We start from the raw sequence: 25,593 nt of genomic DNA, 5'->3' as shown, positions 1-25,593 counted from the left end.
CAATCTTTACGCTTTATTGCACCATTTGCGCCGAAATTAGTACTAAAATCTTACGGTTAAGACAGTCAACTCTAATAGTTGAGATAGATGGAAGGCTTATTTTACGTACTTACTGCCTATAACTCATGATAAAAGTGGCTACTTAAAGCAGCTATTCAATAGACATTAGCCCTATTGATTGTAGCGTTACTGTTGCTCGATACTGGGCAGTCGTTTATACCTGCCTGCTTCCACGTTATAATAATGGTTTGTACGACTCTTCTCAGATATAGAAGACGCGTTACTATTTTCTTATAGGATCATGCCATGTTTGCTATTGCTGCCAGTACCGTCACCAGTTGGGGACTGTACGTATTATTGCCGATATTCATCGCTTTCTTGTTTTTTATTATGTGGGATATCTCTAAAACGTCTGAAGCTGGACGCGCTGGTACATTCTGGATATTTTTAGCATTGGGCGCAGGTTCGATTGGCTTTATCCTTAAGATACTAATGGAAGTTGCCTTTAAAAAGTGGTTAATCTAATCAACGTTAATCACTTTCTATGACTTCACTGACGTAGCTTGGTAAATCCCATGCACCACCCGCAAAGCCTCGACACATTCCTGTGGTGAACTGTCCAGACCTTACAAACTTTTTACCATCCCAAGACCAAGATTCAGAACTCCAGCAATCACCAATGCCTCGGTCTTTGTGAGTGGCAGATATTTCACCTTCAAAATAATTATTACCTGCTGTCGTAATCAGTCGGGGATGGTGAGGACGTTTGTGATCTATGAGCCAATAACCATAGCCTGCATTGTAAGCGCCGCGCCAGCACACGTGACTGGCAAGCGTATGATTGGCATCAATAGGAGTAAAATCCCAATTAGATAACTCAGCATCGTATTTGGCAAAGTTAATGGCCGCGTCACTATTAGGATCAATAAGCTCACACTCCTCCATCACATCTTGTGAGCCTATTAACTTCTCAGAGCCAACACCTACCCACTGACTAATATTCTTTTGAAAATAAGCTAACCTTGAAGCATTTAACTGTTTATTGTCTTTGTCTGAATAAGCGAATGCTTTTTTAATCACAGGTTTTGGCTTATCAGCTTTAGGTGCCTGAGACCTGGGCGCATTTTTACTCACCAATGCTATTGGCGTGCCCACTCTTCCTTGTACCTCATCCAGCTTCAGCAGCACAGCGCCCATGCCTTTATCACTGACCGTCCAACTTTCGTCACCCGCTTTTATCTCTATTTTAGTATTCAGGCGAGCACTGTTGATCAAGCTATTAGTTTGCTTAGCTGTTAAATCATATAGACCGCCATCCGAACTTGGTTGCAGGCGGCCATAGTTTTTACCATTCAGCCACAGCGCAACGTTATTTTGGCTTTTTTCTGAGACCTCTGGTAAAAACTGAACCAGTCCTGTAGGCAAAGCCTCTTTTGGTATCGCAGTTAATAAAATAGAGATAGGTCTGTCCCACTGGTCATCATCTGCATAACCCGCAGCGCGGCAAGTTAAGGTATTATCGCAAACCACTTGCCAATCATCTTTAACAAAGCCCCAGCCTTCAAATGGATCGCCATAAGCATCTGATGCCACAGCGGGTAGTGAAAACAAACCAATCGTCATCAAAGCCATTACTGTTTTCATAATCTCTCATCCTTGTGTTAGGGTCTGTTATAGCGACTATTTATATTGACTGACGGTGGCCCTGCTACCCTAAAAAACTATCTTTTGGCAATTAATGTCGCGCGCATCGGGGCAGAATATCCTTCCATGGTTTTGGTCGAGTCATTAGGATCCAAGAAGTCTGCTAACGAATGATAAGTCATCCATTCTGTTTTGCGCTGCTCTTCTGTTGAAGTCACTGCCACATCGACGCAGCGTACGTCTGAGAATCCCGCTTTTTCTAACCAGCCAACTAATGCTGCCACTGACGGTAAGAAGTACACGTTATTCATTTGCGCATAACGGTCATGCGGTACGAGTACGGTATTGGCATCACCTTCGATGACCAATGTCTCAAGCACCAACTCACCGCCTTTGACCAACTGTCCTCTGAGCTGCTGTAAATGCTCAAAAGGTGACTGGCGATGATAAAGCACACCCATGCTAAATACGGTATCAAACAACTGACTGTGCGCAGGTAGCGCTTCTAGCGGTACGGGGATGTAATGTGTACGGTAGCGGCCCCTGTCCTTAGCATGAGCATAAGTATGAGCATCTGACGCACCAACGAAATGACGAATCGCCATAAACTGATGATAAAATAAGCATGACGGATCAATGATAATGACCGTATCCGCCCCTGCCCCTGCCATACGCCAACCGTGATAACCAGAGCCACCACCCACATCTAATACTCGGCGACCTTTTAACTCACCCAAATGAGGCGCAACTCGCTGCCACTTCCAGTCACTGTGCCACTCAGTATCAATCTTAATACCTGACTCATCATTACCGATCTGACTGCCGATTTGACCGCCAATCTGAAATGGCCCTTTACGCCATGGCATCAGCTGCTTTAACAGTGCCATTGCTTGTTTACGCTCAGACTCATTAAGACTCGCGTCAATCGTCAATGTGTCACTGTTTAGATCGACATTATTGACAGTTAATGTTGGCAAACGAGCGACTGACGCTTGGTAAGCAGGCGCGTGCGCATAATTGGCTTTGTCTTTGATAGCATTTAGCCATGTTGGTAATTGCTTAAGCCACTCATAAGCGATCGGCTGCTGCTGTGCCAGCTCTAGCAAGGTTAAATACAATTCGCGTTCAGCATTGATGATAGTGTCGTTGAGCATAAAAGCAGGTTACCGTGTTGATTGTTATTTAAATGAATAAAATTAAAAGGGTTGAAAGAAGAGGATGAGTCTAGATATATAAGTTTTTTGAAAGTCGTGAACTACGCATTTCCTTGCAAAATTTCCGTTTCACTACGAAGGTCTTCATATTCAAAAACCCCATAGCCATTGTCCTGACTCTTGAAAACAATTTTACCCTCTTCTAACCAATTTAAGACATTTTTAGCATCATCAATAATCTCGGGATACAACTTATCTAAGATATTATCTATATTATGGTTTGATTCCGAAGTTTCGTAGTCTACTAGGCAGAGCCCGTATATAATTCCTAGCTTGCCGAGAAACCCATAACCGTCACAATATAACTCGTACATCACCCAAATCGCATTACCACAACTTTCATCTTTATTGATAATTGAGTGTAGATATTCTGTTATTCGGTCAGCTTCAAATTTATAAAAATGGACGTATTTCGCAAAACTATCATAAAAACTATTTTCAGAACTATAATCAAATGAAATTAGTTCAAGATACAAATCAGGGTTGCTAGACTCTAATACACCATCTTCATACAACCATTGCTCAAATGATTGTATGCTCATTTTTTGTGTTAATACTTGATGAATATTTTGTTCAGCTATAGATGGAATCATATTGGTACCTTGTTAGCTCTCAAAATAAATCCTATTTAAACGCCACAATAGACACAAAGTTCAAAAACTGAAACCATGTCAGATGACGCTTAAAACCAACATCGCTTAACCGTGCATGATGCTCATCCAAAGTATCGGTGATAAGGACGTTCTCTAACGCATTGCGCTTGCCGCTAATTTCCATTTCGGTATAACCGTTGGCGCGCTTAAAGTCGTAATAACGCTCAACTAACCACGCATCATACTGCTCATCAAATGCATGGGTCTTTTCAGTCAGTACCAATATGCCGCCTTCACTTAATGCCGCATAAATCTTCTCTAATACTGCCACTCTATCGGCAGCTGGCAAAAACTGTAGCGTTAAATTCAAAATCACCATATCGCATGGCTCAAGCGTCACGTCACGAATGTCTGCAGTAATCACTTCGATATCGTGCTCAGGATAGTTCTCATTCAGTAACGTGGTCGCCTCTGTCGTCATCGCCGGTGAGATATCAATCGCCTTAATCTGTAAATCTTGTGGCTCGAACTCACCTGCCAATGTCATGCTCGCAGCACCCAGTGAGCAACCTAAATCATAAATACGGCTGACGCGTTGTCCATTCTCGCTTTGCTGACGATACTTACAATGTCGACGGGCAAAGATAGGTAGCATCGCGAGCACCTGACCATAACCGGGCACACTGCGACGTATCATATCGGGGAAACAAGCCACCACCTGCTCATCAAAAGAAAAGCGCGCCGCTTTATCCAGCGGTGTGGTAAATAGGGTGTCATGTTTGATAGTAGGCTGGGATTGGCTCATGATGCGACTCGTTTTTGGATAATAGAACTTACATTAGGAAATATTTGGCGATGTTGCTCGTCATTATGAAGCGAGACAAAGCAACGTATAGCTCATTCAATTTAACAAAGGTACAAAGCAACCGAGTGCAGATGTATCGGCAATATTGCATGCGAGGTTAACGCTGTCACTTGTTTATGGTGAATGTCCTATAGCAAAAACCCATTATAACATTACTGTTTGTTACTTATCGCGTTTGGCTCGCCTGCTAAGCTGATTAAGTAGCGCTAAAGGCTGTGAGACATTAAAAAGAAACATTGAAAAATGAAATCATCACAACCAAATACAGCACTTAACTCATATCTATAATAATAGGAAAAACTATGCAAACCATCATATTAGGCGGCGGTTGCTTTTGGTGCACCGAATCCGTATTTTTATCAGTGAAAGGCGTGCAATCTGTCGTATCAGGCTATATGGGCGGTGATGCCGTATCTGCAAATTACGAAGATGTTTGTAGCGGCACCACAGGACACGTTGAAGTGATTAAGGTCGAGTTTGATGACACTATCGTGCCATTAGAGGTCATCTTAGATGCTTTCTTTGCGACTCATGATCCCACTACGATGGATCGTCAAGGTAATGATGTCGGTAGCCAATACCGCAGTGTGGTGTTTTACACTGACGCAGATCAAAAACCAACCGTCGATCGTACCATTAATAAATTGCGCGATATGGGCGTCAGCGTGGTCACAGAAGTACATCCTGCCGTTGATTTCTATAAAGCTGAAGAGGCACATCAGGACTTCTTTAATAGAAACCCAGGACAAGGCTATTGCAACTTTGCAATTCCGCCAAAGCTTGCGAAATTACGTAAAGAATTCAGCCAGTATATGGTGAGTTAAACACTGAAAGTCGTCCTATTTACTTTAGAAGCCAAGGGTTTATACGCTTGGCTTTTTTATTGCATTTAGCGGTATGATAGTGACCAATGATATATGACAGTGATATCTTAGGAATAACCATATGAACCATGAATTTTGGCAAACACGCTGGCAAGAAAAACGCATCGGTTTTAATCAGTCTGCAGTGAATCCATTATTAGTAAAATACATGAGCCATTTAAACGTACCAGCAGGCGGTTGTATTTTTGTACCTTTATGCGGCAAGTCGATAGATATGGTATGGCTAGCAGCGCAAGGCTATGATGTGGTGGGTGTTGAATTAGTAGAAACAGCCGTACAAGAATTCTTTGCTGAACAAAATATCGTGCCCACCGTGCATAAGTATACAAATAGCCCTACTCTCAAATATTATCGAGGTCAGTTGTCGGGACAAACCATTACTTTATGGGTTGCTGATATTTTTGCACTGACAGCTAAAGACATTGGCCACATCGATGCCGTATATGACAAGGCTGCATTGATTGCCCTGCCAGCCGATATGCGTGCGAAGTATAGCGAGCAAGTTCGGCAGCTTAGCGATACTGCTGGTAAAGGATGTGCACCGCAATTATTAATCACGCTCAATTATGATCAGAGTCAAAGAAACGGGCCGCCCTTCTCAATTAACGATGAACAAGTACAACAGTATTATGGCCAGCATTATCAAATCACCGAACTGACTGGCGAACCTACTTCTATAGGATCGACACCTGATTTAACGGTGAAAGAGCATGTCTGGCTGTTAAATAACAAATAAAATGCTAAGCACAGCGATTGAGCAGCTATTAAAAATAACGGAGCGTTCTCATGAAAGTTTTAGTCAGTATCATAAGTTTAATCGCATTTTTGCTGGTTGCACTGCCAGCACCGCTTTATAGATTTGGGGTTGTAGAGTTAGGCACTGCCTTTACAGGATTTAAATTTGGCCTGGTTGTTGGTATCGCGGCGCTCGTACTCTTGGTAATCCAAGTTATATTTAAACGTAAGACAGTTAGCATAGCTAGCGCAGCAATAGCCGTTATATTTTCTACGATTGCTATCGCTCTTCCACTCGGCATGATGACTACTGCCAAAAACGTACCACCGATTCACGACATTTCAACTGATTTAATGAATCCACCTGAGTTTGTCGCGATTGCGCCACTACGTGCAGATGCACCCAATCCAGTAGAGTACGCAGGTACAGAAGCGGCTGAACAACAACGCACGGCCTATCCTGATCTACAGACATTGACCTACTCTCAATCTGAGTCTGAATTGGTTGAAGCATCCAGACAAGCCGTTGAGAATTTAGGTTGGGAGCTTGTTAATACTGATGCAGATAAAGGCATCGTTGAAGCGACAGAGACGACTGCTTGGTTTGGCTTTAAAGATGATGTCATCATTCGTGTGACTGACAACGATAGCGAACGCTTGGTTGATATCCGCAGTAAATCACGAATTGGCAAAAGTGACCTAGGTAAAAATGCGGCACGTATTCATAGCTTTATTGAAGAGCTGGATAAGGTTTTGGGGAATTAGCTAGGTTTGAATAGAGTATGAATGACTGAAGCAGTACTGACTTTATCACTTTATTCATCTCAAAATTTTTATCAGAAACCCTCTTCTAATCTTGCGCCACCGTCAATTTATAGTAACCATTCACAATCTTAGTCCTTCGATACCTTTTCTTTACTGTTTAGATTGGTTACTCTAGGTCAATACTGCTTTTATCTACTTTGTTTTACTTCTCAACGACCGTTTCGATATTTACAGGATATTTTCATGCGTTTGACTCCGTTTTCTACTTTATCGCTGCTTAGCATCGCTGTTGGGCTGAGTTTTGCTAGCACTGCCCAAGCTGCCAGACCAGATGCACCTAATTTATCCAATGCTGAATTCCAACAATGTTTAGATGGTCTAAAAAACTCTAGCAAATTCCGCGACGTGGACAGTTTCACCTTTAACAACTACCGTCCTACTCAGCCTGATCCTAGTGTGATTCAGTCTCTTAACTATCAGCCTGAATTTCAAAAAGACGTGTGGGATTATCTCTCAGCGCTAGTAGACAAAGAGCGCGTAGAAGATGGTATCCGTGCCAAACGCCAATGGAGCGATACACTACGTCAAATAGAGTCACGTTATGGCGTAAAAGCTGAGCATGTACTTGGCGTTTGGGGCGTAGAATCAAACTTTGGTCAGACGTTAGGTAAGAAGCCCTTATTTGAGTCTTTAGCGACACTGTCATGCTTTGATCGTCGCCAGAGCTACTTTCAAGGCGAGTATGCCAACGCTCTAAAAATCGTCCAAAATGGCGATATTGCACCGAGTGATATGACCGGCTCTTGGGCAGGTGCTTTTGGGCAGACACAGTTTATGCCAAGCACGTTCTTAGAGTTGGCCGTTGATTTTGATGGTGACGGACGCCGTGACTTAGTTAACAATGTTCCTGACGCACTAGCCTCCACTGCCAACTTTTTGAGTAAGCGCGGCTACCGCTCAGGCGAGCCTTGGGGTTATGAAGTCAAACTGCCTGATGGCTATTGGGCAGCGTCTGACCGTAAAAACAAAAAGTCTATTAGTCACTGGCGTGGTCAAGGTCTAACACTCGCGAATGGTGGCTCTCTACCGTCTGATTTAAGCAGCGCAGGATTATTATTACCTGCTGGTATTGAAGGTCCTGCATTTTTAGTTGGTAAAAACTTCGACACATTTTATTCATACAATGCATCAGAAAACTACGCATTGGCGATCGCTCATTTAGCAGACCTCATCACCCGCGAAGACAGTAGCAAAACCGACTTTGCCACAGCTTGGCCAACGGATGACCCAGGTATCAGCCGCCAACAAGCAAAAGACATTCAACAAGCACTATTAAATGCTGGTTATGATATTGGTGGTGTTGATGGCATCATCGGAGACAATACCCGTACCGCTATTCAACAGTATCAGACGAGCAAAGGTATTTTTCCAGCAGATGGTCGTGCAGGGCAAAAATTCTATCGCGCAATCGTTGGTAATGCAGCGCCCAATCAAACTCAGTATGGCCAACCTTCAAATAGCAGACCTTTAAACCCTGCCCCTGCTGATCGTATGGGACAGCTGATTCAACAGCAAACAACGACGCCTAATACCTACTCAACGCAGCCTACTACTCAACCATCAACATCTGGCAACACACGCTATCGCCGCGTTACTGATGTTAATGGTGTCGTAAAGCTCGTCCGTGTTGACGAAGGTTCGTAGGGTTAAATAATCTTATCTTGAGCACACAAAAAGGCCACGCTATTATTAGCGTGGCCTTTTTATGTTTTTTCAAAAAGTCATATTTTTTGAAGACTAGAATAACAACTTAAACGATAGGTGGTGGATTCGGCTTGCCGTTATCACCATCCCAGTTTTCACGCGCTTTGTCATCTAAATCAGCAGGCGTTTTTGTTTCCCACTTGCCATTCTCTTTCCAAGTTGCATCGCCCCAATCTTCGTCTTGTTCTTTTCTATCCAAATCTTTATAAGCTTGGCTTGGATCGATACCACGGCGTTTCATATCTGCTACCTGCTCTTCTAATGTATGAAACTGTTCAGAGTCATGCATCGTTTTTTCTAAACCATCTAATTCATTTCTTAGTTCATCACGTTTATCGTTACTCATTATATGCTCTCCTTAATGGGTCAATATTATTGTACGTTTTATATGTTTTTAATTTTAATATAAGCGATGTGTTCATCATAAACATCTAACTAGTCTTATTATCACCAGTCTTGAACGGATTCACAACCATTGGCTCGTATGCTTTGTATTACAAAACGTATTCATAGAATCACACACATTACTGACAATATCTATCATGATGAATATTTTAGAATCGAGGAGATATGGATACTACTAAGAAGTACTAATAATAATTGCTACTAAAAAGGTATATTTATCATTGCGGCTGAGAATTCGAGTTTTTCCACAGATTCTTTGCATAAAAGGTCAATTTCCAAAGCTCTTGCGAAGCTCGAGTACCGTATGTGGTTAGCTGTATCCAGTTGGCACCAACCAGTTGACGCTGCAATTTATTTAAATCATCTTGAGAAATTTGGCAGCGCGAAACAGCATGAACATTGGGCATATCTTGTTTGACATCTTGCTCAGCCTTTGATGCTATGAGGCGATTCATGGTGTTTTGCAGGCCATAGCTCGAAAAAGTCGATGGAATCTTCATCAATGAAACTAGTATCTCCTCCCATTTTAATTCAAGCGGTCTGGTCACATCTGTTAAATTACCACCCTCATAAGCTTGGGCGCTATACTGAACCTCTATTGCTTCTGTCAATACAATCGGTTGGCTCACGCTATCCGCCGCAAAGGCTTCATCGACAGGACTGTCTTTCTTAACAGTTTTATTGATAGATAATATATCCGCAAATCTTTCAGCCACTGATTGATTGCTGAATTTGATGGTTTCCTCATTAGCTCTTACCCAGCCACCAGTCACCTTATGATCGACCATGATATTGTCGTAAGCTTCTGCGATCAGTTTTTCGATATCAGCTTCTGTATCATAATAATATAATTGATTGTCTTGCCTAGTCACCAACTTAATGAACTCTTGTAGTTGGCGGCTGATAAGCGCATCTTGAGAATGGTTTTTGACTAACACAAATAAGGGTTTGCTTTTGGCTTTAGCATTCAAATAGCTCAAATGCATTTGACTGACACCGGTTCTTTGTACCGTACCGTAGCTGTCTCCAATGATCATCGCCACATAGTCACAGGAATCGATACATTGTCGACCATATAAAGAGGCTGTCGGCAATTGGCTCGACACATCATAGGTCAAAAATGCAAACGGCTGAAAAAATATCGCTAAGCTGTCTAAGACCAGTAACTGGTCATTATCAGCGCATATGATATGAATATGGTAGCGACGGTTTGGCACAATCACCTCTAAAATCAGGTCATGATATAAAAGAATATGATATAAAAGAATATGATATAAAAGAGAGCACAAATAATTTGTTTTGCACAGCCTAGCACAGTCTTATAAAAATTGGGCTCAATTTATTTTAGCGATATAAGTATGATTATGGGCCTTATATAAGCAGTATCAGTCGCCCTTACTTAGCATAATATTGTAATACGACTTCGCTGCCAAGCAACCGCGTGATCAAAACATCCAGTTTGTCATCATATTTGGTCGCATAAAAAACTAATGGCGACCGCAGATTAATATCTGAGCCACCAATGGCAGCTAGACCATTTGACTTACTCTCAGTTGACGCCGACAGCTGGTTTATGACCAATAGCTGTTTGACGCGCTCGGCGATTGCTTGTCCAGAGTCAACCACCTGCATCGATAACTGCTGCTGAGCAATCTCATCTAATAAGAATGCTTTAAAAAACGGATAATGCGTACAGCCTAGTACCAATTGGTCAATACCATCATTTGCAAACACTTGTAGCTGCTGGCGTAAACCTACTGCGGTATCACTCTCTTCTGGCATCCCAGCCTCTACCCAAGGCACCAATTGTGGATCAAAATACTTGGTCACTATCGCACGGTTAGGTTTTGCGACGTTATTGATAACGTCATTCAGCAATGTACCATTCAAAGTCGCTTTGGTCGCCAATACTGCAACGCGACCACTTTTACTCGCGAGCACTGCTGGCTTCAATGCAGGGACTAAACCGACGATAGGTAACTGTGGATAATAACGTCGTGCTGTCTCCAATGCATAGGCTGAGGCACTGTTGCACGCGATGACGATAAGCTTACAGCCTTGCTGATACAACCACTCTACTGCCGTCAACGTTAGCGCTTCGATATCTGCACTGTCACGATTACCATAAGGAACATTCAGCGTATCAGCATAATAAACATAACGCTCAGTAGGTAATTGCTTCGCTAAATGTAGATAGACAGACAGTCCCCCGAGACCAGAATCAAACAGTCCAATTGGCGCGTTTCGACTTCTATTATGCACAGTGGTATTAATGCCAGTTTTAATAACAGTAGCATTAGATATACATTCAGAGCCGTTACTATTAAGGCCATCTGAGCGTACATTGATTATATTTGGGGTATTACTTGCGGCAATATCCATGATTACGTTACTGCCATTTTTATACACATATCGTCATCTTTATACTACTTATTCAATCGCGGATTGACTTAAATATAGTCATTCCACTATAAAAGTATTACTGCGTTAATCTCAATTGAAGTATTAAATATACATCTACACTCAGTTGCCTTGTACTACTTTTAAATTGAATCGACTATATCATACCGCTATCAGTGCTTTAGTTGATAAAAATCATTCTATCTATTAAGTGTAACGTAATTCACCAGTGTTGTTAATCGGCTGGCATCGATAGTTGATATGAGTTGCCACCACTTTGTAAGGTTAATATTACCTTACCATCTTGCTCTCTCAGTTCACCAATTTCTGTCAAATGATAGAAAGTGTTACGACCGATCAGTGCGGTCAAACCATTCCTAACGGGCATATAAGGACGTATTTGCGTTTCGGATGTTTTCCCCTGATAACTATCAGCATCTACATCAGCCGTTGCATGGTCGATTGCATTATGACCTTTAGTATTATACGCCTTTAATATGATTGGATGCTCATCATCTAAACGCACCACATCGCCTGTTGTGGTCGTAAACTCTAACCAACTTTTATTGTCTTCATTAACGATACCGACATCGTTGATTAGGAGGGGTGCATCCTCCACTTGAATGCGGATTTTTTGCACAGGTGTCTTCAAAAAGTACTCGGTGACACCCTCACTTTCTTCTTTCCATAATATAGTCGCAAACAAGCTGACTAATGACTCTCTAGTCATTTCCCCACCTTCATGCCACCACTCGCCATTTGCCTTTATGACCAAATCCATATCGGCCACATTTTCAGGATGCCAGTTCTCTAGTGGTGGTATCGCGCGTCCCTTACGTGACCCCGCAGTAGACTTCAAATATAGGCTAAGCGCATCCATATTATTTAGGTCGGGTGACACGTCGTTATTGACTTCAGCGCTATTTTTACGATTACTAGCAGCACTATTATTATCGTTATTCATTGTATAATCCTTTACCTAGTATTCAAAGTTTGGCAAATCTATTATTACTATAAATTTTAGTTTCGGGTATGATGAGACCATGTCATCATAAACCACTCATTAACTCGATATTACCTTAACACCTATACTCATAAATGCGTATCGTGTTTATAGGACTTTTCTTTTATAATGAGTAACGATTTTTTATTTTTATAAAAACGATCAAGTGGCTATTGTGTTAATGACACATTTTACGTTATGTGTTGATATCTTTAAATAAATTGATCTCAATAGCAGCGTGATCAATTGATGCCGCAAAGACAGTTTTTATCGGGCAGCCATATGTCTGAGTAACGTTAGCGCCGCAACTCTATTATTCAATTGTTAAGCTAATGATGCCCTGAGATAAGCCACTAAAAGTTTAGGAGTAGGTATGCAAGAGCCAAACAATCAAGAAGCAGTCATCGACGGTAATACTGTGAACACTGATAAGCCAGAAACAGCAAATCTGAACAAAGCAGAGCCAGAAGTTGCAACACAAGAAGTGGCAGTCGAAGAAGTGCCAATCGGAGAAGTCGCGGTGGAAGAGCAACTTGCTGAAGAAGTTGTTATCGAAAAAGCACCAGAGCCAGTCGTAGAACCTGTGGCGGCAGAGCCTGAAATCGAACGTGAATCAATGGAGTTCGATGTCATCATCGTTGGTGGCGGACCTGCTGGTCTCTCTGCTGCTATTCGTCTACGCCAACTTGCTATTGCAGCTGGTAATGATGAGTTTATGGTTTGTGTGGTCGAAAAAGGCTCTGAATTTGGCGCGCATACCTTATCTGGTGCTGTCATCGAACCACGTGCTTTGAACGAGCTAATTCCAGACTGGAAAGAAAAAGGCGCACCGCTTAACGTGCCAGCGACCGAAGATCGCTTCTACTATCTAAACTCAGCCACACGCTCTACTAAAGTGCCTGACTCTCTGATTCCAGGGCCGATGCACAATGACGGCAACTATATTGTCTCCTTGGGTAATGTGGTTCGTTGGTTAGCCGTACAAGCAGAAGAGCTAGAAGTTATGATGTTCCCAGGCTTCCCTGCCGATGACATCTTATATAATGACGATGGCTCTGTACGCGGTGTCTTAACGGGTGATATGGGCGTGGCTGCTAATGGCGAAGCCAAGCCAAGCTTTGAGCCTGGTTACGAGCTGCTTGCCAAATATACTATCTTTGCTGAAGGTAGCCGCGGTCACCTAGGCAAACGCTTGATCAGCCGTTTTGATCTTGATAAAGACTCAGATCCTCAGCATTACGGTCTTGGCTTAAAAGAGCTGTGGGACGTTGTGCCTGAAAAACATGAGCAAGGTGTAGTGATGCACGGTCTTGGTTGGCCATTAACCGAAACGGGTTCTACTGGTGGCTGGTGGTTGTACTTTGATGAAAACAACCAAGTCAGCTTTGGTCTTGTCGCTGATTTGTCTTATCACAACCCATATATGTCGCCATTTGATGAGATGCAGCGTTTGAAAACGCATCCAGTCATTAAAAACGTACTAGAAGGCGGCAAACGCATCTCTTACGGCGCACGTGCATTGACTAAAGGCGGTCTAAACTCACTACCGAAATTCACCTTCCCAGGTGGTGTTTTGGTCGGTGATGATGCTGGCTTCTTGAACCCTGCCAAAATCAAGGGTACTCATACTTCGATGAAGTCAGGTATGTTGGCTGCTGAAGCTATCTTTGAAGCCTTACAAGCTGACCGTCAGCATGATGAAGTCGTTGCTTATGCAACAATGTATAAAGAGTCATGGTTGTATCAAGACAACTACGAGTCACGTAACTTCTCGCCTGCGATACATCGCATGGGTCTATTTATGGGCGGTGCTTTCACCTTTATTGAGCACAATCTATTAAAAGGTAAAATGCCATTTACCTTACATGACAACCTACCAGATTACGATCAGCTAGAGCGTGCTAGTCAGGCTTATCAGCCAACTTACCTCAAGCCTGATGGCAAACTGGTCTTTGATAAATTGTCATCGGTATTTATCTCTAATACCAACCATGCTGAAGATCAGCCGACGCATTTAAAACTGACCGATCCAACGGTTCCTGTCTCAATTAACTTACCTTTATACGCAGAGCCTGCGCGTTTATATTGCCCAGCCGGTGTTTATGAAGTGGTTAAAAATGCTGAAGGTGCTAAGTTTGTTATCAATGCACAAAACTGTGTACATTGTAAAACGTGTGATATCAAAGATCCTTCGCAAAACATCACTTGGGTAACGCCAGAAGGTGGCGGTGGTCCTAACTACCCAAATATGTAATCTATGATTGGCGCAGTTATTGCTCCTATATAGTCATTCCACTATAAAAATATGACAGCGTTAACCTCGCTTGAAGTATCACATATACATCTACACTCGGTTGCCTTGTACTACTTTTAAATTGAATCGACTATAACGTAATAGTAGCTCAATAAAAAACCGCCCTTTCTCATATAGAAAGGGCGGTTTTTTGTACTTATAGATTTCATTTAATCATCAAAATTAATCTGTCCAGGCATCACGATTGGCTTCATCTTTCAGCTTCACGAAATCATCAGGGTTAAATTTGATTTGATCCCCTGTTTTGCCCTCTTTTATTTGACGTTCATAATCACGTAAAATTCTAAGTGCAACTGGAGATAGCATGACAATAGCTACCAAGTTGACCAATGCCATCAGACCCATTGATAAATCAGCGAAATTCCAGATAGCAGGTAAGCTGGCAACCGCACCAATGAACACCATGCCCAATACCATAAAGCGGAAAACCATGATCATCACCTTGGCATTTTTGGCACCAGAGATAAACTCAAGATTCGACTCACCATAGCTATAGTTGGCGATGATAGAAGTGAACGAAAAGAAGAAAATAGCGATGGCAACGAACACCACACCTAAGTCACCCACATACTGTGATAGTGCTAGCTGAGTCAGCTGAATACCTTCTTGTTCAACATTTGGATCGACTACACCAGACAATATAATAATCGACGCTGTTGCTGTACAGATAATGAGCGTATCCATAAATACACCCAGCATTTGCATGAAGCCTTGCACTGCGGGATGATCAGGATGGCTTTTTGCAGTTGCCGCCGCATTAGGCGCTGAACCCATACCTGCTTCGTTAGAGAATAAGCCACGTTTGATACCATTAATCATTGCCTGAGCAATACCATAACCAATCACACCACCTGCTGCTTGCTCAAAACCAAATGCTGATTTTACAATCAAAGCAATCGCTGCTGGGAACTGGCTAAAGTTGGTAACGATAATATATAAGGCTAACAATACATACAAAATAGCCATGACTGGTACGATTTTACCCGCGATACGAGCAACCGAACGCAAGCCACCGAATACGACTGGCGCCACTAAGACTACTAATATCAAGCCTGTCATCCACGTTGGAATACCGAAGGCTTCATGCGTTGCCTGTGCGATGGTATTTGACTGCACGCCGTTGAACGCCAAGCCGAAAGCAACAAGCAAACATAATGAGAAAAATATCGCCAACCAACGCTTACCCAAACCTTTTTCAATATAGTAAGCCGGTCCACCACGATAGACATTGTCAGTGTGCGGTACTTTATATGCTTGAGCCAGCGTTGATTCGATGAAGCTCGTTGACATACCGACGATTGCAGTCATCCACATCCAAAACACAGCACCTGGACCACCAAGGTAAATGGCAATGGCTACCCCTGCCAAGTTACCTGTGCCGACACGGGCTGCTAATGATGTCATCAATGCTTCAAACGAGCTAATACCGCCATCTTTACGCCCTTGATTAGAAACGCGTAATAGCTTCCACATATGGCCAAAATGACGAAACTGAATAAAGCGTGTAATAATGGTAAAGTAAAGACCTGCGCCAATCAGTACGAACACTAACAATCCATACCAAGGGTTACTGGCAATCAGCCAATCATTGTTACCCCAAATAATACTGACACCATAGTTTACGATGCTATTAAACCAACCTGCTATTCCGTCATTCATACGGACTCCTCATTAACGATTAATACTTTATAGACTTTTTCTAAGAGTTGTATCGATATCATATTTTGACTGATGCAAGACTTTAGAAATCTTGTTCAAAATATTCGATACCAAAATATCATGTGCATGATATAGTATTGAGTGATTAACAATTATCACATTTGGTTATTAATTCTGATAATATATTTATTAAATAAATGTTACTTACACTTGATATAATATAGAATGTATTGAGTAACAATTTAACAGCACTTATTAACTATTGTTTTATTTTCCTGCGATTTTGACCGTTAACAGGATATATAATAGTATTAGATGCTATACAGATAGCTGGAATGCACACTCAATTATTGTCATTACTTCTATTTAGTATAGGCAAAATGCATTTTAGACATTTATGTTGATGTAATATTTATTGAACGATATGAATTTTTGGAACGTTAAAAATGTTCAGGCCCTTGTCAGGAAGACAAGATTGCAAAAAAGACAGTGGATTGTCCTACCCCCTTTCTCTTCCTCGATAAGTCCTATTATTCCTATACAACATTTTTAATAAAAGTGACCAATGCAATACTGAAGCATTCGTTTATCACTTTTGGCAATCAGCTTTCAGTAAAAATATGCTGTTACGTATTGCGTTTCCCACTGTTTGACACAGTACGTATCTATTTTTTATGCCTATTTGAGTTATAAAAAATAGCCAAAACCTTTCTCACGTTGTTGGTACTTTTTAGTAACACTATTAAGTCATTTTGGATTTGCAGTCTATCAAGCAAATTGTTGCCATAGATATAATATCGCGGTAATCGATAAATGTGAAACCATTATGATTTAGTAAGACTAGACCGACAATAACATTTTAGGTAAGACAAAAGGAGTTGTCCTATGGAGAACCACAGCGATTCATCTGGATATTGGAAAGCCAATATTCGTCTCATTCAAGGTTGCCTTGTCGTTTGGGTACTATGCTCGTACGGCTTTGGTATCTTGTTTCGTCCATTGTTAGCTGGTATCAAAATCGGTGGTACTGATCTGGGCTTTTGGTTTGCTCAGCAAGGATCTATTGGTATTTTTATCATCCTAATTTTCTTTTACGCTTGGCGTATGAATAAGTTAGATAAACAATATGGCGTAGACGAGGAATAGCCCCATGAGTCAATTTGTAATTAATCTTATTTTTGTGGGTCTATCTTTCGCACTGTACTTCGGTATCGCGATTTGGGCTCGTGCTGGTTCGACCAGTGAATTTTATGTTGCTGGCGGTGGTGTCCATCCGGTTGTTAACGGTATGGCAACCGCTGCTGACTGGATGAGTGCGGCGTCATTTATCTCAATGGCAGGTCTGATTGCTGCTGGTGGTTATGGCGCTTCTACCTATTTGATGGGTTGGACAGGCGGTTACGTTCTATTAGCGATGCTTTTAGCGCCTTACTTGCGTAAATTTGGTAAGTTCACGGTTCCGGACTTTATCGGCGATCGTTTTTACTCAAAAACGGCTGCTATGATTGCTGTGGTCTGTTTGATTACTGCATCGACCACTTACGTTATCGGTCAGATGACAGGTGCTGGTGTCGCATTCTCACGCTTCTTAGAAGTTGAGAGCAGTACTGGCCTTATTATCGCTGCTATTGTTGTCTTCTTTTATGCTGTACTTGGTGGTATGAAAGGGATTACCTATACGCAGGTTGCACAGTATGTGGTTCTGATGATTGCCTATACTATTCCTGCCGTCTTTATTTCACTTGAGTTAACAGGTAATCCGATTCCAGGTTTAGGTTTGTTCTCAAACCATGTTGAATCAGGTGTCCCTATTTTAACCAAGCTGAATCAAGTCGTTACTGACTTAGGTTTTTCTTCGTATACTGCTGACGTACCTAACAAGCTCAATATGGTACTGTTTACCTTGACGCTTATGATCGGTACAGCAGGTCTACCACACGTTATCATTCGCTTTTTCACTGTACCTAAAGTCGCTGATGCTCGTTGGACTGCTGGTTGGACGTTAGTATTTATCTCACTATTGTACTTCACTGCTCCAGCAGTAGGTGCTATGGCGCGCTTAAACTTAGTAGATACTATCTACCCACAAGGTGTTGAAAACCAACCTATTCTTAATGACGATCGTCCTGATTGGATGAAAACTTGGGAAGAGACAGGTCTTATCAAGTATAACGATCTGAATAATGATGGTCGTATCCAGTTATATAGCGACAGTGGACTTGGTGCCGCTCAGATCGCCCTTAATACTGCTCAAGCTGACGGTGGCGATGTTGCTGCAGCAACTGCAGCAGTAGAAACCGCTCGTATTGCACATGATGCAGAGCTTGATGGTCGTTTTGCTGACGCTGGATGGGCAGGTAACGAGCTTGATGTTAACGCTGATATCTTAGTTCTAGCGAATCCAGAGATTGCACAGCTTCCACCATGGGTTATTGGTCTTATCGCTGCAGGTGGTTTGGCAGCAGCACTATCAACAGCTGCAGGTCTACTGCTCGCAATTTCATCAGCCATCAGTCATGACTTGATTAAAGGTAACTTAAACCCAAATATTACTGATGCACAAGAATTGAAGTATGCTCGTATCACTATGGGTGTAGCGATTGTAGTAGCGACTTACTTAGGTATGAATCCACCAGGATTTGCCGCACAGGTTGTAGCACTGGCCTTCGGTATTGCTGCCTCTTCATTGTTCCCTGTATTAATGATGGGTATTTTCTCTAAACGCATCAACAATCTTGGTGCTATTGCAGGTATGTTGACTGGTTTAATAGTCGTTCTTGTCTATATCTTTATGTTCAAAGGTTGGTTCTTCATCAGCGGTACCGCTAACTTCCCTGATACTGAAGAGTACTGGTTATTTGGTATCTCACCATTATCATTTGGTGCAGTTGGTGCATTGCTTAACTTCATCGTAGCATTCGCTGTATCTTATGCTACTGCGCCACCACCAGCACATATCCAAGAATTGGTTGAGAGCGTACGTTCTCCACGTGGCGCTGGCGGTGCAGTCGACCACTAAGCTCACAACTGAGGATATATCTTCTGTTACTATATATCACTCACAGGCAGTAATTGCTTGTGGGTGATTTTTTTATCCTATAGCTATAATAACTAGATTTTTAATTTATCCAATAGGTTCAATTAAACACATCTAACGCATTAAGGAATATTTTATGCTTTTTGAGTTTATCGCTACCATCGCTGCCGCATTTGGTATGGCTGGAATAGCACTTATCATAACTCACCTCAGCAAACTGGCAGGCAAACGCGCCCCTAAATGGCTGATTCCCTTATTTGCTGCTATTGGTATGTTTGCATTTCAGATAAACCAGGAGTACAGCTGGTATGGTCAACAAGTTGAAAAGCTACCAGAAGGCGTAGAAGTCGTCAAAACAGCAGAAAGCACGGAGTGGTTCCGTCCATGGTCTTACGCTAAGCCGCAAATATTACGGTTTATCGCTGCCGATATTGGAAACGCTAGTGTACAAATAGATAACCCAGATATACATTTATTCAATTTGTATTTATTTGAAAGACGAAGAAGTATAGAGAAAGTCCCTCAAGTTATCGATTGCAGTATTCCTGCACGTGCAGACTACGTTATACCTGAGAAAGGCAACACCCTATCGATTGACGAACATGTAAAGCAAACGACTGCATGGCGAGATTTAGCCAAAGATGATCCATTGTTTATCAGAATTTGCACTGATAAATAGAGCTAACGAATTAAAAGAGAGTTAAGACAGAAAATCCATTAGCATTAAACTTTTCAAAAAGATATATGATGATAAGGCGGTATTTTAGATGAATAAAAAATCTAAATTACCGCCTTATTTACTTTGCTTTTCATTGACGAGACGTTGGCGCATAAGTATGCTTAGAATTAGCTCCTAGCAGCAGCCCCGCACATAAACCACCGAAATGTGCGGCAAAAGAGATACCTTCTTGCGGCATCAAACCTTCTTTGATAGTGAGCCAATACCCCGCCCCCATAACAATGCAAGCAATCAAATAACCCCAGCGCCGTGCAAATACAGCCCCTCCTATCATGTAACCGAGCATCGCAAAGCATAACCCTGATGCACCAATATGGATGGAGGATGGCGAACCGATAACCCAAGTAACTAACCCAGAAGCCACTATCAATTTAAGTATGGTTCGATAGGCGTTTTTTTCAAACAACCCGAATAAAAATAAAATTTGTAATAACGTTACCGTGTTGCCAAGTAAATGTGAATAATTACCATGCATCGTCCATGACGCAAAAACGCCTATCATGCTGCCCACATCTAGGGCACGTGGTACAATACCAAAAATATTCCACAGTCCAAATAATGCCACTTCATTCAGAAAAAACATCCCCCACATAGGTATTAGTACAAAAGCATATAAACCAAAAACTTGCTTAATTCGGGCTACGAACAAGGTAAATAATTGCCGCCAGTTCATATTATTTTTTATCCTTTGGGTTAATTAATTCAAGCATTTCTTACGGATTTATAGCAAATAGTGGGTGCTCTACTGGTTTAAATGACAACAATGCAGCATCTTTATCAGCCGTTAAGTAGCTATCACCATGTAATAGTGATGTCGAGTGGTAAGGAACCAAAGCAGTAGGAATGAAGCTACGTGCCGCATCGATATGCTTGATTGAATCATCAAAAAAGATATGTGGTGCAAACGTTCTCAGGACTGCAGTCTTCTCCAATCCTCCTAAGAAGAACGCCATATCAACGTTTACGCCCCACTCTCGTAGCGTCTTGATAGCACGCAGATCAGCAGGTGCATTACGAGCAGTGACTAAAGCAATCTTTATTGGAGACAGTTTCAGACCAGCTGGCAGACGCTCTTGCAAGCTCGATAGCTTGATTAATAGCTCAGCATAAGGCCCTTTTTCAATCGGCAAGTCACGCATCTGTGCTTCACGATCATGAAAAGCACGCAGGCCTTTTTGTTTATAGAGCAACTCTCCTGAATCATCAAACAACACTGCATCACCATCGAAGGCAATACGTAATTGCTCAGTATCTAACTCATAAGTATTAACAGGGGTCGCATCCAGTATCGCACAAGCACAAATATTGGCATCGGCAACTTGCTGCGCATCATCACGATTAGTGGTCAGAAATAAATCGACATTGAAATCTTTTATGTAAGGCGCAACAGGGCTACCTGAAATAAATGCTGAGCGTGAAATATTAATACCATCTGCAAGAATGGCGTTGAGTACCTGAATACCGGTGTCTGGACTACTTTTTGAGACAATGACCACTTCTACTAAAGGAGCATCGTTCTCTATATCTTGCATTTTATTATTACAATAATGGTTGAGATTCAGCAATGCTTTGATTAGTGGATATCCAGCGCCAATATCTAAGGGATCATTTTCACGCTCGGTCATGTAGTCACGAAACTCTTTGATAGCGCTTGTCGGGCGCTGCTCTAATAATTCTAATAAATAATTTTCTGATTCCGTTAAATCAAAAAGCGCGGTTGCAGAAATCGCAACTATAAGTGTGTTACTAAAATCGATGGCCATTATTTTCTCTACTTATAAAACTATCTATTCAGAAGTGCCCACCAGTTTACTACATTCACAAGCCCTTGGAATGATAAGAAAAATTATCCCCGTACAATCTATACTAATAGAAAATTCAAATTTTAAGTAATCAAAATGACCACTCAGAAAGCGTCTCTTAGTGTGGCTTTATGTGGAATTATTTGACCATATCATTATTACGCTAACTTTTTCTTTGATCATAAAAAAGCCATATTGCTATGAAAACAATATGGCCTTATTAGTAAAACATGCAGATGAACTATAAACTGTATTTTTTAAAGCTTACTTTTATAACTATAGCTTACGTTAGCAGCACTAAAGATATCGCTGGAAAAGCGACCAAGATAACCAATCGAATCAGATCAGAGACAATGAACGGCGCGACTCCTCGAAACATATCAGATAGCTTAATATGCGGTGCCATTGCCTTAATCACAAAGATATTCATCCCCATCGGTGGCGTAATCAGTCCAAGCTCTACTGTCAATACAGCGATGATACCAAACCACACTGGATCAAACCCTAACGCCACAATAATTGGATATACCACTGGAATGGTAATGACCAGCATTGCTAAAGCATCCATGAACAACCCTAAGAGGAAGTACATGATTAAGATACAGATCAGTACGATCATTGGGCTGACATCTAGCGTGCCAATCCAAGTTGCTAGTGTATAGGACAAGCGTGAGACAGAAATAAAGTAACCCAAAGCCTCTGCACCCAGTAGCATAAAAAACACCACTGCTGACAATGCGAGCGTCTCAATCAATGATTGCTTTAAACCATCTAAACGCATACCTTTGACAAAAGCATAAGCCCAAGAGACAAATGCCCCGACGGCTGCTCCTTCTGTTGGGGTAAATAACCCAAAGAAAATACCAGCGATAATCACAATAAAAATAAAGCTAAATGGAATGAGTCCCGTTAGCGAGAGCAACTTGGCTTTCAACGAAGTAGGCTCGCCGCGACGCGCTAAATGCGGCTTCCAGCGTACCATAACCATGACAGTGATTGAGTACATCACCATCCCTAACATACCCGGTAAAAAGCCAGCAATAAACATGTCACCGACAGACTGCTGAGTTAAGATCGCATAGACCAGTAACGCAATGCTGGGTGGAATCATGATACCTAATGTGCCACCCGCTGCTAAAATACCACAAGCAAAACCAGGCTGATAACCGTATTTTTCCATTTGTGGCAATGCGACTTTAGTCATGGTAGACGCGGTCGCCAATGATGACCCTGAGATTGAAGCAAAGATACCGGACGAGCCGATACCAGCAATACCTAGACTACCCCTCACACCACCAAATATTGTGCGAGTCGCATCAAACAACTTTCCTGCCATGCCCGAATGAGAAGCAAAAACACCCATAAGTATGAATAAAGGAATGGCACTAAAATCATATTTTGCTAAAACATCGACCGGTAAATCCTTAAGCATTTGCACGGCACCAATCGGTGCTGTCACCGCACCGAAGCCAACCAAACCAACACCTAACATAGCGAGCGCAACAGGAACACGCAGCATGACCATCGCAATCATACATAACAAACCAATGGCACCAATAATTTCTGGACTCATGCCCCTGTCTCCTCAGCGTCAAAGAATTCGCCTGTTTTAAAGATATTTATGGATTCGATTAATGATCGAATGGCAAGTAGTATGCTTAAAAAGGCACTGATAGCGTAAATGGGCATCATAGATATTCGAAGGTCTTGAGTGACTTTGCCATACTCTATCGCATCAAAAGCACTCTCATAAAGTCCCCATGTGAACACTATACCGATGATGAAGAAACCCATCATAAAAGTGCCCATCATGTAGCCTTTAACAGCTTTTGACATCTTTTGAGTGAAGACATCGACAATGATTTGTGAACGTTCCACAAAAGCAGCAAAGGCAGCAAGCAAAGCAAATAGCATGAAATAAGACACAATTTCCACGCTACCTTTGACCGTAAATCCAAACTCACCACCAGTGAGCTTGAAAATATAACGAGCTGTCACATCCAACATAGTTACAAGAACAAGAATGATAAGACTAATGCCACCGATGAACTGGCATAGCCTAGAAATAAAGGTGCTGATTTTGACTAAAAATGCCATGTGATACCTCCAATGAATTAGACCTTACAGGCTGCACTGGCGGCTTTTGCTTTTTCGTAGACACCATCAGCATCTAGACCCAAAGCTTTAACATCACTTAGATATTTTTGCGTTCCTTTTTCGAGCGGTCCTTTCCAGTCCGGATCACTTAGTGGATCAGGAATTTCGATGATTTCATCACCTTTGTCTTTAGCAGCTTGAATGGCCATCTGATCGTGCTTATCGAATACTTCACCAACTTTACTAGCAAGCGCCATTCCTGAGTTTTCATCCAAAACTTTCTTCAAGTCATCAGGCAAAGTGTCGTACTTGTCCTTATTCATAGTCACCATCAGCGCCGAACTATAAAAAGGAATATTGGTATGATATTTGGTAATCTCGTCAATCTTAAATGCCGTTACTGCTTCCCATGGGAAACTCAAACCATCAACGACACCGCGCTGTAGAGAGGTATACATATCGTTCGCAGGTAAACCTACTGGTGAAGCGCCAGCGCTTTCAATGATGTCACCTGCCACCGCAGAAGGACGGCGGATACGCATACCTTTCATGTCTGCAGGCGTTCGAATCAACTTGTCTGTTGTATGAAGCGCACCAGGCCCTCCACCGTACATAAACAGTAAATGAGTATCTTCGTACTCACTAACAAGCGTACCATCGTCATAAAGGGTCTGTAGCATACAGCCCATTTGACTTGCTGAATTAGATAAGCCTGGGAGCTCAGTAATTTGAGTTAATGGGAAACGACCGTTAGTATAGCCGTGCGCTTGTGAACCAATATCTATCGTGCCTTTAGCAGCAGACTCATAGGTAACATCTGCTTTGGCAAGACCAGCAGAAGGATATAACTCTATTTTTAGACGACCATCAGAATCTGCCTCTATTTTTTTAGCCCAAGGTTCAAAGACCTCTGTGCTAATAGATGAGGTTGCTGGCCAAAAGTGTGAGAAGCGTAGTACAGTGGTTTCTTGAGAGGTGGCTGATGAGCCATCAGTTGTGTCAGCAGATTGGTTAGAACAGCCTAAAAGACTGGCAGCCGCCAAGGCACCAATTGAAAAAAGAGGAGCTAATTTCATTATCAATTCCTTTTGATAATTATAAGAGTAGGAGTAAATCTTATATTCAGTACTTCAAATTAAAAAAATAACGAGTTATCTACAAAGTTAAAACGTTATTTTTATAAATCTGTAATAAATATACCATTTAAAATTAGCAGCTATAATGATATAAGTCAAATCATTTTAGATTATCAAAACATACAATATATTTAATAACCGTGCATATATCTATCTAGGCTGAAATTTATAAAAACAGGACGTATCTCCATGATAAAAATGAAATAAACTGTATTAATAAGGGAAAAATAGTACAAATAATATGGAGATACTCATCAGATATTTGATAAAATTTAGCAGTTTTGACTATACTCAAATGGATGTTTATTGAGGTGTGAATAAGGTTAGTCTCTAAATTAAAGATTAGCCCCAACACCTGTAGCTATTTATCCCACGCAAAGAAAAACCCCCGGCTAGATAACTAGTCGGGGGATATTTCAGTATAGAGAGCTGACGATGACCTACTCTCACATGGACGAATCCACACTACCATTGGCGCTACGATGTTTCACTTCTGAGTTCGGGAAGGGATCAGGTGGGGCCATCGCGCTATTGTCG

General features: G+C 41.8%; 23 protein-coding genes and 1 rRNA gene. 9 read left to right on the top strand and 15 right to left on the bottom strand.

The annotated features are described in order from the left end of the window. Window positions 1-306 precede the first annotated feature (306 nt). Complete coding sequence (locus IPZ60_RS13345) at window positions 307-525, top strand: DUF2788 domain-containing protein (protein WP_194198222.1); 219 nt, start codon at window positions 307-309, stop codon at window positions 523-525. Window positions 526-531: 6 nt separating this feature from the next. On the opposite strand, the gene IPZ60_RS13340 is transcribed toward IPZ60_RS13345, so the two are convergent. From IPZ60_RS13340 to cmoA, 4 genes are all read right to left on the bottom strand, one after another. Continuing rightward, window positions 532-1,644 carry a DUF1176 domain-containing protein gene (locus IPZ60_RS13340; RefSeq protein ID WP_194198221.1) on the bottom strand — a complete coding sequence of 371 codons (1,113 nt, stop codon included), beginning with the start codon at window positions 1,642-1,644 and terminating at the stop codon, window positions 532-534. A gap of 77 nt (window positions 1,645-1,721) precedes the next feature. After that, the gene (gene cmoB / locus IPZ60_RS13335; protein WP_194198220.1) at window positions 1,722-2,798 is read right to left on the bottom strand and encodes a tRNA 5-methoxyuridine(34)/uridine 5-oxyacetic acid(34) synthase CmoB; all 1,077 of its coding nucleotides are present in this window, start codon (window positions 2,796-2,798) and stop codon (window positions 1,722-1,724) included. A gap of 101 nt (window positions 2,799-2,899) precedes the next feature. Beyond that, on the bottom strand, window positions 2,900-3,451 hold the full coding sequence (locus tag IPZ60_RS13330; protein ID WP_194198219.1) for a hypothetical protein: 552 nt from the start codon (window positions 3,449-3,451) through the stop codon (window positions 2,900-2,902). A gap of 31 nt (window positions 3,452-3,482) precedes the next feature. Next, window positions 3,483-4,256, bottom strand: coding sequence for a carboxy-S-adenosyl-L-methionine synthase CmoA (gene cmoA, locus IPZ60_RS13325; RefSeq protein ID WP_194198218.1), 774 nt, complete (start codon window positions 4,254-4,256; stop codon window positions 3,483-3,485). Between the two features lie 362 nt (window positions 4,257-4,618). Here cmoA and msrA point away from each other — a divergent pair, with 362 nt between their 5' ends. From msrA to IPZ60_RS13305, 4 genes are all read left to right on the top strand, one after another. After that, a complete protein-coding gene (gene msrA, locus IPZ60_RS13320) occupies window positions 4,619-5,140 on the top strand; it encodes a peptide-methionine (S)-S-oxide reductase MsrA (protein ID WP_194198217.1) in 522 nt (173 codons plus the stop codon). Window positions 5,141-5,261: 121 nt separating this feature from the next. Then, window positions 5,262-5,936: a thiopurine S-methyltransferase gene (tmpT, locus tag IPZ60_RS13315; protein WP_194198216.1), complete on the top strand. Its 675-nt coding sequence runs from the start codon at window positions 5,262-5,264 to the stop codon at window positions 5,934-5,936. A gap of 50 nt (window positions 5,937-5,986) precedes the next feature. Then, entirely contained in the window at window positions 5,987-6,700 is a 714-nt protein-coding gene (locus IPZ60_RS13310; RefSeq protein ID WP_194198215.1) for a DUF1499 domain-containing protein, read from the top strand. A gap of 243 nt (window positions 6,701-6,943) precedes the next feature. Next, window positions 6,944-8,404 (top strand): lytic murein transglycosylase, encoded by a 1,461-nt coding sequence (locus IPZ60_RS13305; RefSeq protein ID WP_194198214.1) that lies wholly within the window; start codon window positions 6,944-6,946, stop codon window positions 8,402-8,404. A 106-nt stretch (window positions 8,405-8,510) separates the two neighbouring features. On the opposite strand, the gene IPZ60_RS13300 is transcribed toward IPZ60_RS13305, so the two are convergent. From IPZ60_RS13300 to IPZ60_RS13285, 4 genes are all read right to left on the bottom strand, one after another. Then, on the bottom strand, window positions 8,511-8,810 hold the full coding sequence (locus IPZ60_RS13300) for a hypothetical protein (protein ID WP_194198213.1): 300 nt from the start codon (window positions 8,808-8,810) through the stop codon (window positions 8,511-8,513). Between the two features lie 277 nt (window positions 8,811-9,087). Beyond that, entirely contained in the window at window positions 9,088-10,086 is a 999-nt protein-coding gene (locus IPZ60_RS13295; protein WP_194198212.1) for a DUF4062 domain-containing protein, read from the bottom strand. 178 nt (window positions 10,087-10,264) lie between these two features. Beyond that, the gene (gene murI / locus IPZ60_RS13290) at window positions 10,265-11,251 is read right to left on the bottom strand and encodes a glutamate racemase (RefSeq protein WP_194198211.1); all 987 of its coding nucleotides are present in this window, start codon (window positions 11,249-11,251) and stop codon (window positions 10,265-10,267) included. A gap of 253 nt (window positions 11,252-11,504) precedes the next feature. Then, window positions 11,505-12,233, bottom strand: coding sequence for a DUF1285 domain-containing protein (locus tag IPZ60_RS13285; RefSeq protein ID WP_194198210.1), 729 nt, complete (start codon window positions 12,231-12,233; stop codon window positions 11,505-11,507). A 655-nt stretch (window positions 12,234-12,888) separates the two neighbouring features. On the opposite strand from IPZ60_RS13285, the gene IPZ60_RS13280 reads away from it, so the two are divergent. After that, a complete protein-coding gene (locus IPZ60_RS13280; RefSeq protein ID WP_194198272.1) occupies window positions 12,889-14,526 on the top strand; it encodes an electron transfer flavoprotein-ubiquinone oxidoreductase in 1,638 nt (545 codons plus the stop codon). Window positions 14,527-14,748: 222 nt separating this feature from the next. Here the strand turns inward: IPZ60_RS13280 and IPZ60_RS13275 are convergent, their stop codons facing one another. Further along, window positions 14,749-16,245: a sodium:alanine symporter family protein gene (locus IPZ60_RS13275; RefSeq protein WP_194198209.1), complete on the bottom strand. Its 1,497-nt coding sequence runs from the start codon at window positions 16,243-16,245 to the stop codon at window positions 14,749-14,751. A gap of 885 nt (window positions 16,246-17,130) precedes the next feature. Here IPZ60_RS13275 and IPZ60_RS13270 point away from each other — a divergent pair. The 3 genes from IPZ60_RS13270 to IPZ60_RS13260 all read left to right on the top strand — a co-directional run bounded on the left by IPZ60_RS13270 (window position 17,131) and on the right by IPZ60_RS13260 (window position 19,961). Continuing rightward, window positions 17,131-17,391, top strand: coding sequence for a DUF4212 domain-containing protein (locus IPZ60_RS13270; protein WP_110924137.1), 261 nt, complete (start codon window positions 17,131-17,133; stop codon window positions 17,389-17,391). Window positions 17,392-17,395: 4 nt separating this feature from the next. Beyond that, on the top strand, window positions 17,396-19,264 hold the full coding sequence (locus IPZ60_RS13265) for a sodium:solute symporter family protein (RefSeq protein ID WP_194198208.1): 1,869 nt from the start codon (window positions 17,396-17,398) through the stop codon (window positions 19,262-19,264). Between the two features lie 154 nt (window positions 19,265-19,418). Continuing rightward, window positions 19,419-19,961, top strand: coding sequence for a hypothetical protein (locus tag IPZ60_RS13260; protein ID WP_194198207.1), 543 nt, complete (start codon window positions 19,419-19,421; stop codon window positions 19,959-19,961). A 130-nt stretch (window positions 19,962-20,091) separates the two neighbouring features. Here IPZ60_RS13260 and IPZ60_RS13255 read toward each other — a convergent pair whose 3' ends face one another. From IPZ60_RS13255 to rrf, 6 genes are all read right to left on the bottom strand, one after another. Then, entirely contained in the window at window positions 20,092-20,694 is a 603-nt protein-coding gene (locus IPZ60_RS13255) for a rhomboid family intramembrane serine protease (RefSeq protein ID WP_194198206.1), read from the bottom strand. A 40-nt stretch (window positions 20,695-20,734) separates the two neighbouring features. Beyond that, window positions 20,735-21,784 (bottom strand): 5'-nucleotidase, encoded by a 1,050-nt coding sequence (locus IPZ60_RS13250; RefSeq protein WP_194198205.1) that lies wholly within the window; start codon window positions 21,782-21,784, stop codon window positions 20,735-20,737. Between the two features lie 322 nt (window positions 21,785-22,106). Then, the gene (locus IPZ60_RS13245) at window positions 22,107-23,396 is read right to left on the bottom strand and encodes a TRAP transporter large permease (RefSeq protein WP_110924132.1); all 1,290 of its coding nucleotides are present in this window, start codon (window positions 23,394-23,396) and stop codon (window positions 22,107-22,109) included. Next, window positions 23,393-23,920: a TRAP transporter small permease gene (locus IPZ60_RS13240; protein WP_194198204.1), complete on the bottom strand. Its 528-nt coding sequence runs from the start codon at window positions 23,918-23,920 to the stop codon at window positions 23,393-23,395. Before IPZ60_RS13240 ends, IPZ60_RS13245 begins: the two co-directional genes overlap by 4 nt. A 17-nt stretch (window positions 23,921-23,937) precedes the next feature. Beyond that, window positions 23,938-24,996: a TRAP transporter substrate-binding protein gene (locus tag IPZ60_RS13235; RefSeq protein WP_194198203.1), complete on the bottom strand. Its 1,059-nt coding sequence runs from the start codon at window positions 24,994-24,996 to the stop codon at window positions 23,938-23,940. A gap of 487 nt (window positions 24,997-25,483) precedes the next feature. Continuing rightward, a 5S ribosomal RNA gene (gene rrf / locus IPZ60_RS13230) occupies window positions 25,484-25,593 on the bottom strand; the annotation flags it as partial.

Source organism: Psychrobacter sp. NG25 (assembly GCF_015234355.1).
GTDB lineage: Bacteria > Pseudomonadota > Gammaproteobacteria > Pseudomonadales > Moraxellaceae > Psychrobacter.
The sequence above is the reverse complement of the archived record's forward strand: the minus strand, read 5'-3'. Positions and strand labels throughout refer to the sequence as shown.

Coding starts and splice junctions, on each gene's coding strand:
- IPZ60_RS13345 (WP_194198222.1), top strand. CDS start 307: ATGTTTGCTATTGCTGCCAGTACCGTCACCAGTTGGGGACTGTACGTA.
- IPZ60_RS13340 (WP_194198221.1), bottom strand. CDS start 1,644: ATGAAAACAGTAATGGCTTTGATGACGATTGGTTTGTTTTCACTACCC.
- cmoB (WP_194198220.1), bottom strand. CDS start 2,798: ATGCTCAACGACACTATCATCAATGCTGAACGCGAATTGTATTTAACC.
- IPZ60_RS13330 (WP_194198219.1), bottom strand. CDS start 3,451: ATGATTCCATCTATAGCTGAACAAAATATTCATCAAGTATTAACACAA.
- cmoA (WP_194198218.1), bottom strand. CDS start 4,256: ATGAGCCAATCCCAGCCTACTATCAAACATGACACCCTATTTACCACA.
- msrA (WP_194198217.1), top strand. CDS start 4,619: ATGCAAACCATCATATTAGGCGGCGGTTGCTTTTGGTGCACCGAATCC.
- tmpT (WP_194198216.1), top strand. CDS start 5,262: ATGAACCATGAATTTTGGCAAACACGCTGGCAAGAAAAACGCATCGGT.
- IPZ60_RS13310 (WP_194198215.1), top strand. CDS start 5,987: ATGAAAGTTTTAGTCAGTATCATAAGTTTAATCGCATTTTTGCTGGTT.
- IPZ60_RS13305 (WP_194198214.1), top strand. CDS start 6,944: ATGCGTTTGACTCCGTTTTCTACTTTATCGCTGCTTAGCATCGCTGTT.
- IPZ60_RS13300 (WP_194198213.1), bottom strand. CDS start 8,810: ATGAGTAACGATAAACGTGATGAACTAAGAAATGAATTAGATGGTTTA.
- murI (WP_194198211.1), bottom strand. CDS start 11,251: ATGGATATTGCCGCAAGTAATACCCCAAATATAATCAATGTACGCTCA.
- IPZ60_RS13285 (WP_194198210.1), bottom strand. CDS start 12,233: ATGAATAACGATAATAATAGTGCTGCTAGTAATCGTAAAAATAGCGCT.
- IPZ60_RS13280 (WP_194198272.1), top strand. CDS start 12,889: ATGGAGTTCGATGTCATCATCGTTGGTGGCGGACCTGCTGGTCTCTCT.
- IPZ60_RS13275 (WP_194198209.1), bottom strand. CDS start 16,245: ATGAATGACGGAATAGCAGGTTGGTTTAATAGCATCGTAAACTATGGT.
- IPZ60_RS13270 (WP_110924137.1), top strand. CDS start 17,131: ATGGAGAACCACAGCGATTCATCTGGATATTGGAAAGCCAATATTCGT.
- IPZ60_RS13265 (WP_194198208.1), top strand. CDS start 17,396: ATGAGTCAATTTGTAATTAATCTTATTTTTGTGGGTCTATCTTTCGCA.
- IPZ60_RS13260 (WP_194198207.1), top strand. CDS start 19,419: ATGCTTTTTGAGTTTATCGCTACCATCGCTGCCGCATTTGGTATGGCT.
- IPZ60_RS13255 (WP_194198206.1), bottom strand. CDS start 20,694: ATGAACTGGCGGCAATTATTTACCTTGTTCGTAGCCCGAATTAAGCAA.
- IPZ60_RS13250 (WP_194198205.1), bottom strand. CDS start 21,784: ATGGCCATCGATTTTAGTAACACACTTATAGTTGCGATTTCTGCAACC.
- IPZ60_RS13245 (WP_110924132.1), bottom strand. CDS start 23,396: ATGAGTCCAGAAATTATTGGTGCCATTGGTTTGTTATGTATGATTGCG.
- IPZ60_RS13240 (WP_194198204.1), bottom strand. CDS start 23,920: ATGGCATTTTTAGTCAAAATCAGCACCTTTATTTCTAGGCTATGCCAG.
- IPZ60_RS13235 (WP_194198203.1), bottom strand. CDS start 24,996: ATGAAATTAGCTCCTCTTTTTTCAATTGGTGCCTTGGCGGCTGCCAGT.